9 protein-coding genes are annotated in these 12537 nt (G+C 39.9%); 2 read left to right on the top strand and 7 right to left on the bottom strand.

Annotated features, from left to right (window positions below; translation table 11 throughout):
- Nucleotides 1-234: 234 nt before the first annotated feature.
- From IGI52_RS16305 to IGI52_RS16285, 5 genes are all read right to left on the bottom strand, one after another.
- On the bottom strand, nucleotides 235-2655 hold the full coding sequence (locus IGI52_RS16305) for an HAD-IC family P-type ATPase (protein WP_049220937.1): 2421 nt from the start codon (nucleotides 2653-2655) through the stop codon (nucleotides 235-237).
- A 165-nt stretch (nucleotides 2656-2820) separates the two neighbouring features.
- Nucleotides 2821-3330 carry a GNAT family N-acetyltransferase gene (locus IGI52_RS16300; RefSeq protein WP_049220934.1) on the bottom strand — a complete coding sequence of 170 codons (510 nt, stop codon included), beginning with the start codon at nucleotides 3328-3330 and terminating at the stop codon, nucleotides 2821-2823.
- A 131-nt stretch (nucleotides 3331-3461) separates the two neighbouring features.
- Nucleotides 3462-4406, bottom strand: a complete 945-nt coding sequence (locus tag IGI52_RS16295) for a 3'-5' exoribonuclease YhaM family protein (protein ID WP_016181164.1) — start codon at nucleotides 4404-4406, stop codon at nucleotides 3462-3464.
- Complete coding sequence (locus tag IGI52_RS16290; RefSeq protein WP_102866112.1) at nucleotides 4403-7033, bottom strand: ATP-binding protein; 2631 nt, start codon at nucleotides 7031-7033, stop codon at nucleotides 4403-4405. The genes IGI52_RS16295 and IGI52_RS16290 overlap by 4 nt, the downstream gene beginning before the upstream one ends.
- Nucleotides 7023-8204 carry a metallophosphoesterase family protein gene (locus tag IGI52_RS16285; RefSeq protein WP_048718645.1) on the bottom strand — a complete coding sequence of 394 codons (1182 nt, stop codon included), beginning with the start codon at nucleotides 8202-8204 and terminating at the stop codon, nucleotides 7023-7025. The genes IGI52_RS16290 and IGI52_RS16285 overlap by 11 nt, the downstream gene beginning before the upstream one ends.
- A 342-nt stretch (nucleotides 8205-8546) precedes the next feature.
- Between IGI52_RS16285 and IGI52_RS16280 the strand changes: the two genes are divergently transcribed.
- A complete protein-coding gene (locus tag IGI52_RS16280; protein ID WP_016181167.1) occupies nucleotides 8547-8729 on the top strand; it encodes a hypothetical protein in 183 nt (60 codons plus the stop codon).
- Between the two features lie 47 nt (nucleotides 8730-8776).
- Here the strand turns inward: IGI52_RS16280 and IGI52_RS16275 are convergent, their stop codons facing one another.
- On the bottom strand, nucleotides 8777-9118 hold the full coding sequence (locus tag IGI52_RS16275) for a YlbF family regulator (RefSeq protein ID WP_016181168.1): 342 nt from the start codon (nucleotides 9116-9118) through the stop codon (nucleotides 8777-8779).
- A gap of 67 nt (nucleotides 9119-9185) precedes the next feature.
- The gene (locus IGI52_RS16270) at nucleotides 9186-11387 is read right to left on the bottom strand and encodes a PBP1A family penicillin-binding protein (protein WP_049219061.1); all 2202 of its coding nucleotides are present in this window, start codon (nucleotides 11385-11387) and stop codon (nucleotides 9186-9188) included.
- Between the two features lie 277 nt (nucleotides 11388-11664).
- On the opposite strand from IGI52_RS16270, the gene IGI52_RS16265 reads away from it, so the two are divergent.
- Nucleotides 11665-12519 (top strand): RluA family pseudouridine synthase, encoded by an 855-nt coding sequence (locus tag IGI52_RS16265; protein ID WP_049219062.1) that lies wholly within the window; start codon nucleotides 11665-11667, stop codon nucleotides 12517-12519.
- The last annotated feature ends 18 nt before the right edge of the window (nucleotides 12520-12537 follow it).

The raw sequence follows: 12537 nt of genomic DNA, 5'->3' as shown, positions 1-12537 counted from the left end.
GATAAATTCCTCCTTCTTACTCCTATTATTTTTTATGCGGACTTACCCTCCCACTGCGTAATTCCAGCTTTTTAATTGCTTTCAATACTAATTCAATCTTACTGACTAAACAACTTATAAAAAATTAAACGGACGTTCTTCATCCATACTTTTAGTTCATTATACCAAAAATCCCGAAAAAGAAAGCCTTTTCCGGGAAATTTTATTAATTTAAGTATTTTCTACTCTTCTAAATTAAATAACTCGTGATTTCGGATTCTTTTTTGCTTGCCGCTTCTCCTGCCAGCGAATGCGCCATCCGACTAAGACATCCATTACAAAGGTCAATCCTTTGAACAACCAATAAATACCAAAGGTTAAAGGAAGAACAAAGAATAAATTGCGATTCCAAAGCTTGTCGAAATCAAAAAATTCTCTGAAAAATAGGTAGCTGCTTAGATAAGCCAAGCTCAAAACAGTGATTAAAGCGATTTTTTTCTTATCCAACGGGAAGGAAACTTTATATAGCACCAGCAACCCTACACACCCCGTCAAAAAAACCGACATTGTGGAGGTTGCCTGATAGTCTAATTCAAATAGTACATTAGCTAATTGGATAATCATGACCGCACTAACAACAGTCAATGCTCCAGGTAAAGACACGCGTAAAATATTATTTAAGAAATCTCCCTTGATGCGTTCGTAGCTTGGCTTCAATGCCAAGAAGAAGGAAGGGATTCCTACAGTTAACGCGTTAATTGGTGTTAATTGCACCGGCTCAAAAGGATAAGGGTTTGTTAGAATCATGAAAATCACTGCCAAAATTAACGAATAGATTGTCTTCACCAAATACATCGAAGCTACCCGTTCAATATTATTGATGACGCGACGTCCTTCATTCAACACATTTTGCATTCTTGAAAAATCAGAGTCTAACAAAATGACATCGGAAGCGGCCCGAGCTGCACTGCTTCCATTTGCCATCGCTACCCCAATATCTGCTTCACGTAAAGCCAATACATCATTGACGCCATCTCCTGTCATACAGACCGTATGATTTCCCTTTAAAGCTTGGATCAAGAATTGTTTTTGTTTCGGTGTCACTCGTCCAAAAACCGTCGTTGTGTCAACTAAAGCCTTGTAATCAATCGGTTCATCTAAGCTCGACATATCAACAAAAGTTTCCGCATTTTTTATTCCTGCTTTTTGGGCAATTTTTGAAACAGTTAGCGGATGGTCTCCTGAAATTACCTTCAGCTGGACATCTTGTTTTTCAAAATACCCAAACGTTTCCCGTGCATTTTCCCTCAAATTATCAGAGATGATCAGCGTTGCCAACAGACGCGGTTCGTATACCATCTCTTCTTCTAATGTTCCAGGATATTCCACCAATACCAGCACACGTTGACCTTCTTCTAAATAAGGCTGAAGCTTATTCTGCATGTCAGCAGACATATTATTGAAAATAAACTCCGGAGCGCCAAAAGCAAAGCTACCTTGTTCCTTAAACGTTACTCCACTCCACTTTCTTGCCGAAGAAAATGGTACAATTTTTTCCGCTTGCCAATCAGCAACAGCTGGGAAAGCTTCTCGTAACGCTTTGGCAGTAGCATTTTGATCCTTCAATTGATTCATTAAGGCACCCATAATTGCGTTCAAGCGATTATCAGAAATTTCTTCTAATAACGCTTCTTCGAATTTCAATGTTCCATCAGTAATCGTGCCCGTCTTGTCTAAACAAATGACATCCACGCGTGCTAACGTTTCGATAGAAGGCAAGGCCTGTACTAATACCTTTTTCCGTGCTAGATTTGCTGCTCCTACAGTAAATGCCACACTCGTCAGCAGCATCAATCCTTCAGGAATCATGCTTACCAATGCCGCGACCGTTCCTAATACAGCCTGTTTGATTGAATCAGATGCCTGATACTGACTATAAAATAGTCCTAAACCTACTGGAATAATTACAATCGTCAAAACTGCGATCATGCGACTCAATACTTTGGTCAATTCGGAACTACCTGTTTTTTTCGTTTTCGCTTCACTAGTCAACTGTTCAGCAAAATTATCTTTTCCCACAGCTGTACTTTGATAAAAACATTCGCCAGCAGTCACAAAACTTCCGCTAAATAGTTTATCTCGCAGCGATTTCTGTACACGATCCGCTTCACCGGTCAATAAAGACTCATCCACCTCAACACCAGCACCAACCAATAAATTCCCATCTACTGGCACTTGATCACCATTACGTAAATAGAGCACATCGCCCAAAACAATCGCTTCTTGGTCAATCTGCTTTAATTTACCTTCTCTTAAAACGACCGCTTTGGTCTTCGCTAAAACCGATAATTTATCGATCGTGTGTTTTGCACGTAATTCTTGTACGATCCCAATCAACGTATTAATGACAACCACGCCAAAAAACAACGTATTTTTAGGTGAACCTACTAATAGCACCAACAATGCCAAAACGAAATTAAGAATATTGAAAATATTGATTGTATTTTCTTTGATAATCTCCTTATCCGATTTCAATAGATTCTCTTCCACTTGATTCGTCTGACCTTGTTCTATTTTTTCCTGAACTTCAGAAGCTGTTAAGCCTTTTAAATCTGCTGGAATCTCTACATTATCAAAAGTTTCTTCCACCGTTTGAACTATTCCCTTTTTCTTCATCCGGTTTCACCTCATCTCATTTGCAACCACGCAGTCTTTAGTCACAATAATTATTTCTCTATATTTATCTTACCACTACTTTCATTTTAATTCGGGATTGAGCATTGCACTTAAGTAAGTCATAAATTATCGTTAAACAAATAAAAAGCCGCAATAATCTGCGACTTACTTTCTGACTCTATACAAATAATGTGGCATGTCGACTCCGCGATAATGCTTGATAAATTCTCCACAACGAACCATCCCGTTTCGTTCAGCAACTTTTTGTGAAGCTGCATTTGTATCGCGAATGATAGAGTAAACTTCTTGTGCGTTTAGCTGTTCAAAGGCGTATTGCTTGCAAGCTTTTGCCGCTTCAGTGGCAAAACCATTGTGCCAGAATTCTCGTTGAAATAAATACCCAATCTCTAACACTGTTTGGTCAGAAAAATCTTGCCACGTCAATCCGCATTGTCCAATCATTTCATTCCTTTGTTTTAAAATGACTGCCCACAATCCAAAACCGTCACGTTTATAATTTTTCATCTGCTTTGTTAGCCAGTTTTGTACCTCAATGTCATCGAAGGCCCCTTCGTACGCATACATTGTTTGTTCATCTTGTAAGATTTTACTTAACGACTCAATATCTGTTTGCTCTAACTCACGCAAATACAATCTTTCGGTTTCAATAATCACCTTTGCTCACCTCACAGCTCATTTAATTTGCAGTTTTTTACGTAGTTCATCAGACTAAACCTATGCAATCCATTTTAAACTTAATTCACCTAGAAAGACTATAAAAAGCCGCGAACTGCCGCGGCTTTTCTCTAAATATCTTTCGGTACATAAAAGCTGCGATTATCCATTCCGAAAAGCCGTTCCGTATATGTTCCTGGCTCAGCATTTTTCACAGCGCTGGACATCATCTGCATCGATGCATCGATATTATCGATTTGATGCAAAATTTCAGCTTCCATGATTCTTGGACGGACTGGTGAACCGTACTCCAACAAACCATGATGAGACAACACCATATGACGTAAAACAACGATGTCCTCATCTGCATCATTAATTTTCAATTCCGTGCAGGCTTTGGTGATTTCTTCATCTACTAGAACCAAATGTCCTACTAAATTACCTACTACTGTATATTCAGTTGACGAAGGTCCCGTCAGCTCGATCACCTTTCCTAGATCATGAATAATGATTCCCGCATAAAGCAAAGAAGCATTTAATTGCGGATATTCTTTAACGATCGCCTTGCCGAGACGCAGCATCGTCAACGTATGAAAAGCCAACCCACCAGCAAAAGCATGATGATTTCGTTTGGCTGCTGGAAACTCAAAAAATTCCTTCTGATATTTATTTAGTAAAAAGCGAACGATTCGATTCCAATGAGCGTTTGTGATCTCGAACAACGTTTTATTGATCTCTTCTTCCATTTCTTCACGCTTGATTGGCGCACGCTCCATATATAACGCAGGATCATTAGGCTCTTCCGGTTTTGTTGTGCGCAGGTGCATGATTTTGACCTGCGGATTGCCTTGATACATTTCTCGCTTACCGTTTAGAAAAACAACTTGGCCAGCTCTATAACGTTTAATCTCTTCTTCAGATGCATCCCAAAATTTACCATCAACTGTCCCAGAAGTATCTTGGAAAGTAAAAGCGATAAATTTTTTCCCGTTTTTCGCTAAACGAACATCCGCATTTTTGATCAATACATACATCTCAAACTGCTCATCGACCGTTAATTCTTTGATTTTTTTCATCGTTGGACTCCCTTCAATTCCCAGACTGGCTGGTGAAGCTCTTGGTAATAGCTTACCATTTCTTGGTCAGATGACAAACAAATGACTTGATATTTTTCACTAAAATGTCGTAATAACTTGGCAAATTGATATTTTCGTCGATGATCATAATGCAACCAGCCGTCATCAATGATTACTGGACACAGCGGATGCTTTTGCTGCAAGGTTAGATACGCAAAACGAAAGGCCATCATGACCTGATCTTTGGTTCCAGTCGATAGATTGTATAGGCTCAATTGATCGACGGTTACTAATCCCTCCGAAAAATCCAAACGACTATGGGCATTGTTTGTCAGCTCTTGAAAATAACTGGTTGCTTGCTTTAATAGCTCAGGTAATTGCTGCTCCGATAATTCTGTCGCAATATCCTGTAATAATTGATTTTCTAATTTCGCTACTGCATAATCAGCCGTTAACTTTTCTATTACCGCTCGTTGCTGGCTCGCTTGCTGATAAAGACTATCCAATGTGCCATCAGCTTGCATCTGTTGAATCTGCAGTCGTGATCGCTGCTCTTGCTCCTGCAATTGATGGAGCTGCTGTTCCCCGATTTGAATCTCTTGTTGTAAGGTACGCAAAGATTCGTTAATTTCTGCAAGTGTCGTTTCCTGTTCAAATAATGGCAAGACACTTTCTGTTAATTCTTTTAAACGCGTTTGTTTGTGACGCAATTCTGTCTCACGTTGTAAAAACGCTGGAATCTCAGAAGGATACGTCAAATGAAACTTATCCAACACTGGCTGCTCTTGCGTTAAAAGCTGTTGCTGCTGCTTTTGAGTTTCGTGAATGCGCTGCTGTAAGAGAGTATTTTCTTGATAGGTTTGAGCAAAACGAATCTGCTCCATTTCCTTCGCAAATTGCTCCAGCACTAAAAGCTTTTCCGACAAATTCTTTTGATTTAACGGCAGCCATTCAGCTAAAAATTCAAAACGCTGTTCCTGTTGCATCAAATTTTGTCGTAGGCTTGATTGACGTTGCTGTAGTTCTTTACTTGTTTGAAGCTGTGCCAGGTAGTTTTGCGCTCGTTGATTTTCCTGCACGACTGCAAACTCATTTTCAGCATTAGACATATTTCTATGACGCAATTCCGTCTGAATCTGATCAGATAAGTGTTGCACTTTTTGCTGACTCCTTGTAACTTTTTCAGTCATCTCGACAACTTGACCTTCATAGACATCTAATTGGCCTAATTTTTCCTGCCAGGTATCTTTATTTACTGGTTTATTTTGCTTCAATGTACCGCCTACACCACAAATAATTGCCGCTGCTATCAAAATATAGCGTAACGGTATCGGTAAGAAAAAGGCCAAAATAAAACTCACGCCTGCAGCAATAAACAGCCACGGTGGATTTTTCTTCTTATTAAACAGTTCTGGATGCTTTTGTTCATAATCATTTAAACTAGCCTCTGCTTGATTCCGTTGTTCTTTAACTAAACCTAACCGAATTTTTTGCTCTTCCAACTCTTTCTGTTGGTTTTGCAAAGGAACAAACAGTTGTTGAATTGCTGCTTCATTTGCGAACGGTCGTGGCGGATGCTCTCGCCAATTTGTTGGAATCACAGTTGCTTGCGCTAATTTGACGGCAATCCGCTGTTCTTCATCCAACATTCGAGTAATTGTCACTTTTTCGTCTAGTAGCTGTTGAATGCGTGCCTCATTTTCTAAATAGAAGTAGTAGCGAGCCGATTCTTGATTGCCACTATGCTGCTGCAAAGCCGCATGCAGTTTTTCCTGTTCCTTTATTAATTGCTGATACTCTTGGTAAAAGTTCTGCAACTCTGTTTGTTCTATGTCAGTTGCTGCTGAACGCAAATCTAGCTTTTGCAATTCTAAAAACTCCGCATAGCCTGACCAGTTCAGGCGCTGTTGTTCTAAAATTAACTGCTGCTCCTGTAATTTACGATTCTTCGCTGCCTGTTGGGTGACGTGTCGCTTCTCATCATCGGCTTGCCTTACAAGTTGCTGAAAACCCGATTCCTGAGCTTCTTTTTCTTTGATCTTTTGCTGCAGCTTTTGATACGCTACTAGCGCTTGATTCAAGGGTTGCTTACGCCCACGTGGTCGATAAATACCTTCGTAATGATTTTTCAACTGGATTCTCTGATCAAATAATTCATTGCTACCGGACAAACCTAAAGAAATCAATGCCTCATGCAAGTTTTCTTCGCTTAGTGCATCCAACTGCTGCAGCTGTTCCTGCTGAAAAGTAAAAACCTGACGAAATAATTGTTGATTCAAGGGATAAAGAAGCTTTTCCAATAATTCTTCTCCCCCTTGCTGTCCGTCCTCTAATAAAACGTTCGCCTTCCCTTTATTCTTTGCCTTATAGCGCTCAATTGTCACTGCTCCATAAGTTGGATGAATAATCAACAAACGTCCGCCAAATCCGCTGCCGTCATTGGGTGTATAGTCCTGTCCTTTTTTTCGTTTTGTTGGAAAACCAAATAAAACCGCCTGAATAAACTGATACAAGGTTGATTTTCCGGCTTCATTCAAGCCATAAACTAGTTGATTTTTCGCTTCAAATAAAAATGTTTGCTGACGCCATTTGCCGAAGCTGGTGATCTCTGCTTTTTTAATCCACATCAGCGTTCCCCCTAAAACGATAGTTCTCCATCATTTTCTCTTTTAATCTGGCGATCGTATCCATCCTGAACTCTTGATTCATCAAAGTGTGGAGTTGAGGATTTTGCTCCAGCTCGCTTAACAATTCTGTATAGATTTCCGGTGTTTGATAGGTCATGATTAGCTGATCAACCAGTTTTTCATCAACCGCAAGATACGGTCGCTCTATTGGTGAATCAGCTATAGTCAATTGCCACAGACAGATATCCTGAGACACCTCTGACTGTAAAGCCTCTAGCAATTCCCCAGAAGCAACTTGATACGCCAGTTCCTCCCCTAATTTTTCAGTCTCACTAAATTCTAAATGCAGCAAAGTTGGTGCTGTTACAGTGAGTTTCCGAACCAGCGGAAATAGTTCTTTCGGCTGTCTTACATTTGCTAAAGAAAGTGTCTGTCTTCTCCAGCGAACAGCTTCAACAGAAACAGTCGTTGGAATTAATTGATTTCCTTGGCTTTCTACTAAGGTCACACCTGTTAGATTCATTTCCTTTTGAGTGTGTCCCTGCGGTGTTCCTGGATAAATCACATAAGGCTTCTCAGATAAAATTTGCGGCACATGAATATGCCCTAAAGCCCAATAATCATATCCTTTTGCTACTAGCTCAGATAATTGAAATGGCGCGTAAGGCATTTGACCGCCATGATACATTCCTATATGAAAATCGACATCTTCTTTACGTGGAAATTGTTCAATCATTAATGCTTCAATTGTAGGATGCAGATAACTAAAACTCGTAATGGCAATCTTCTCACCGCTATTTGTCACTAATTTTTTTGTCTCAACTCGTTCTTCGTCAAATAACTGAATATTCTCTGGAAAAGCAAACCAATAACGGTCGGCTTGATAAAAATCGTGATTACCAAAATTCATAAAAACGGGAATGGCTGCCTCAGCTAAACGATCCATCTCCTGGAAGAAGTAACGCTGAGTTTTTAATGTTGGACGATTTTGGTGGAAGGTATCACCAACGAGTAAAACAAAATCTACCGCTTGTGTGATCGCTGTATCCACGATATTTTTCAGCATTTTTTGATTTGCTGTTATTAATCGCTCTTGGAAATGCTCTGGCACACTTGTTAAGCCCTCAAAAGAACGATCCAGATGTAGATCGGCAGCATGCAAAAATTTCATTTACTCTCCTCCTAGTCAGTCTCTTAGAAATAATTTCCAGTCAAATCCTGCCTTCTAAAAAAACTGAATTAAAGAAGACAATACTGACTTTTAATCTTGTTTATTTTACCATAAAAAAACGAAAACTTGTTCGCATTTCGTTAAAGCTACTCAACATACGCAAAAAAGAACTATATCGCTATGCCGGACTTTAAAATAAGGATTAAGAATTACTTAACTGAAATCATTCATAGCACATTGGATAATTTGGAGCTTTGAGCGTTCCTCTCCTTCAAGTAGCTTTTCTCGTCAAAACAGCTTCAATCGTTTACACTATAGCTGTAAAAAGGAGGCTACATACAAATGAATAAGGATGAGCTAATAAAAAAAGCGAAAGAGCTTTTAAATGAAGGAAATATCGAAAAGGCGAAAGTATTTATCGAAGAGCACAAAGTTGAACTGGGCGATTACTATGACAAAGCCAAGGTTTTATTGAAATCTGAAAAAATCGATGGTTTAATAGATCGCTTCAAAAAATTCTTTTAACAAAAAAAGCTGCGACGTAAATTTACGTCGCAGCTTTCTATTTCTGATTAACCTTCGTATAATTCACGAATTGGTGTCATGATGATGCGGTTCAAATCATTGATAATTACGCTGAAAGCTTGTTCTTTCACCATTAATTCGTTGATCAATTCTTCTTGTTGAACCTTCTCAGCTAATGCTTGTGCTTGTGATGCATCTTCATCGCTGAAGTCTTCACCGCGCATTTGTTTTTCCTGCAAGCTTTGTTGGAATGCTTGGAAATCCTTAAATGCTGCATATGCGGTTTCGTTTTTCTTCAATTCTGCAAAAGCTGCTTCTAAAGATTTAAATTCTGGTAGTTCGCGAATTTCGCGTTCTAGTTCGTTTGCTGAATCATAAATATTTGCCATTCGTATTCCCTCATTTTCTATAAAAGTTACTTTTCTATTGTAACATGAATGGAAACGGGTTCACACCCTAATTTCCCGGTTGATACTGCTGCCACAATTCTTGGGCCTTATCCTTCAATTTATTGGCACCTTCTTTGGCTTTTTCAAAGAAGTTAGCTGCTCCTTCACTGGCTTTTCCGCCAATATCTTTTAACTCTTCCCGCCATTTACTCGTATCGCCATTTGTTTCGCCTTGATTAACTTGATCAGCCGCAACGACTTGTCCGCCCGTCGCATATGCATCGGCAACTTCAAAGGAATACTGTCCAGCATAAGGCAAAATTGATTCGGCTTCCGCCTTGAAGACTTGTCCCACCTCTGAGCCGCTTGTTCCACTTAGATAATGTGTCTCGCTGACTTTTTCAAAACCTAGCCAAGTAGAAATCACGACATTCGGTGTATAACCTACGATCCATTGATCATTGACTTTATTTGCGTCAAAGTTCGTTTCAGTCGTTCCAGTTTTCCCAGCAACAGTGAAGCCTGCTGGAGCTGCTTGAGCCGCTGTTCCGTTAGAAAATGTTCCTAGTAACATACTAGTCATTTCATTAGCAACTTCTTTTGAGATGACTTGTTCATACTTCGGTGAGCTGTTATCCTCGATCACAGCACCTGTGGAGTCGATGATTTTTGTAATCAAATGAGGCTCATAAACTTTCCCTTCATTTGCAAACGCGCCATAAGCTGCGGCCATCTTCAGTGGTGAGGTGCCTTTTTCCAGACCGCCTAAAGCCAAACCATAATATTTATCCGACTTGCTCAATGGAATCCCGAATTCTTCGGCTTTATTATAGCCTTTACTTAATCCCATCTCATGCAATAACCAAACCGCCGGCAGATTTAAGCTCTGAGCCACAGCTTGATACATCGGTACGTCACCTTGGTAAGTGCCATCATAGTTTTTCGCTTTGTAATAAGATTGTGGTTCATCCTTTAAAATACTGTCTGGTTTATAGCCAGATTCTAATGCTGATGAGTAGACACTTAGTGGTTTCATCGTTGAACCTGGAGAACGCTGCATTTGTGTCGCGAAATTGTAGCTCCGGAAAATGTGTTCCCCCCGTCTTCCTACTAACGCTTGAACCCCGCCAGTTTTTGGATCTAGCGCAACAGACGCTGACTGAGGCATTGCCCCATCGGCAGCATTTGCTGGAAAGTTCGCGTTGTTTTCATAGACAGCTTCCATTTGTTTTTGATAATCCTGATCCAAGGAGGTGTAGATTTTGTAGCCTTTATTTAGTAAATCTTTTTCAGACATGCCATAACGTTCAACTGCTTCATCGATTACCGCATCAAAGTAAGAAGGATAACGATAACCTGCATCTGCCGAAGAATACGTATCATTCAACTGAGAGCCTAAATCAGTAGCTTTTTCCTGAGCTTCTTGTTCTTTAGATAATTTGCCGTTTTCTACCATCACAGAAAGGACGGTGTCTCGACGATTTACGGCATTTTCTAAGTTATCGATCGGATTGTAAATGCTTGGTCCCTTCAGCATTCCGACGATCGTTGCTGCTTCACCGATTGTTACTTGATTAGCATCCACACCAAAATATTTTCTCGCCGCATCTTGTACGCCCCATACACCATTACCAAAGTAAGCATTATTCAAGTACATCGTCAAAATCTGATCTTTATCATATTTCTTTTCGATCTCGATGGCCATAAAGATTTCTTTGGCTTTTCGCTCTAGCGTCTGATCGAGAGTTAAATATGCATTTTTGGCTAACTGTTGTGTTAAGGTACTACCTCCACCAGTAATGTGGCCAGCAGTTATTCGGCCCACAACCGCCCGGGCAATCCCTTTGATATCGAAGCCGTGGTGTTTGTAAAAATTACGATCCTCCGTTGAAACGACCGCATCTTTTAAGTAAGGCGAAATTTGATCGCTTTCTACATAAGTCCCTTTTTGTCCATAGAGGGACCCTGCTTGTTCATTTTTCTCGTCATAAATCACTGTCGACTGCTTCAAACTGGATTGCAGCGTCTCCACATTGACCGATTTTGCCAAGAAAAATAGATAGACGCTCATTACTAAAACACCTACAAGTGTTAGTAAGAGCAAAATTTTATTGATATGATATTTTTTCCAAATACGTTTGCGCCAGTGGTGAAAACGAATCAAATAGGGTTTGATCCATTGCCAAAAGGTTTTTGTACCGCTACGAAACTTTTGCCAAAAAACTTTTGTACCACTTTTAAATTTGCGCCAAATTTCCTGAAAATCCATTTTTTGATCTCCATTCTATACAAATTCAGACACAGTGTATCACAAATCTCCTATCTAATGCTTGGGTCTTTAGACGGATACACACTTGGGAGTATTCTAGCATGGGATCTCAAGGAAAAGCTGATTTTTTTCTTAAATATCCGTTAAAAGTGATACAATTAAGCGGATAATCCCTTTCTAAAGCTAACATATCGCAAAAAAGTGCTCGATTCTGTATTTTGCGCTTTATTCACTGAACGCTTGAAATTAAATACATTGAAATAAAAGGAGCAGTAAAATGATTTTCACTATGACCTTGCCCGATCAAACATCTGTAATGACGGTCAAAGATTTATTGGAACAGGAGTGGCTGGTACCACGAAAGGTCCGCCATTTTATTCGAACACGAAAGGGACTCTTGATCAATGGTGAACCCTGCCATTTTCAATCGATGGTCCAGCCTGGAGATGTTATTACACTTACAATCGAAGCAAGCGATTATCCTGAACGAACGATTCTACTTGGTGACCCTAAAAGAATTTCGGTTCTTTTCGAAGATGAGCATTTGATCATTGTAAATAAACCTCATGGCATGAAGACTCATCCGAATCAACCAGAGGAACAGGATACTTTGCTGAATCATTTAGCTGCCTACTTGGCGCCTAATTATCAGCCTCATGTCGTGCATCGCTTAGACAAAGAAACCAGCGGCGCGATTTTGTTTGCAAAGAACCCCTTCGTTTTGCCAATTTTAGGTCGTTTATTAGAACAGAAGAAAATCTATCGCCGATATCAAGCAATCGTCCATGGAACGATAAAAAAGGATCTGACAATCAATCAAAAAATTGGGCGTGATCGACACGATCGTCGCAAACGACGAATTGATTCTAAAGGCGGAAAATCTGCAGTAACTCATGTGACCGTCGCAAAGCAACATAAGAATCAGACAGCTGTTTTTTGTCAATTAGATACAGGTAGAACACATCAAATTCGTGTCCACTTAGCCAGCATTGGTCATCCGCTGGTGGGTGATCCTTTGTATAGTAAACATTCTAGTGGCCGTTTGATGCTGCATGCTTATGAACTTCATTTGCTGCACCCCTTTACCAATCAAGAAATAGCTGTTCAGGCATTGCCTGGATTATGGGAGTAAAAATGAAACCAGCCAAGA

It is taken from the genome of Enterococcus sp. DIV0187, from assembly GCF_051713785.1.
Classification (GTDB): Bacteria; Bacillota; Bacilli; order Lactobacillales; family Enterococcaceae; genus Enterococcus_A; species Enterococcus_A avium.
This window is presented reverse-complemented; position numbering and strand designations above follow the sequence as displayed.

Excerpts from the sequence above, each read along its gene's own strand:
- IGI52_RS16305 (WP_049220937.1), bottom strand. The coding sequence starts at position 2,655 with ATGAAGAAAAAGGGAATAGTTCAAACGGTGGAAGAAACTTTTGATAAT.
- IGI52_RS16295 (WP_016181164.1), bottom strand. The coding sequence starts at position 4,406 with ATGAAAAAAATCAAAGAATTAACGGTCGATGAGCAGTTTGAGATGTAT.
- IGI52_RS16290 (WP_102866112.1), bottom strand. The coding sequence starts at position 7,033 with ATGTGGATTAAAAAAGCAGAGATCACCAGCTTCGGCAAATGGCGTCAG.
- IGI52_RS16285 (WP_048718645.1), bottom strand. The coding sequence starts at position 8,204 with ATGAAATTTTTGCATGCTGCCGATCTACATCTGGATCGTTCTTTTGAG.
- IGI52_RS16280 (WP_016181167.1), top strand. The coding sequence starts at position 8,547 with ATGAATAAGGATGAGCTAATAAAAAAAGCGAAAGAGCTTTTAAATGAA.
- IGI52_RS16275 (WP_016181168.1), bottom strand. The coding sequence starts at position 9,118 with ATGGCAAATATTTATGATTCAGCAAACGAACTAGAACGCGAAATTCGC.
- IGI52_RS16270 (WP_049219061.1), bottom strand. The coding sequence starts at position 11,387 with ATGGATTTTCAGGAAATTTGGCGCAAATTTAAAAGTGGTACAAAAGTT.
- IGI52_RS16265 (WP_049219062.1), top strand. The coding sequence starts at position 11,665 with ATGATTTTCACTATGACCTTGCCCGATCAAACATCTGTAATGACGGTC.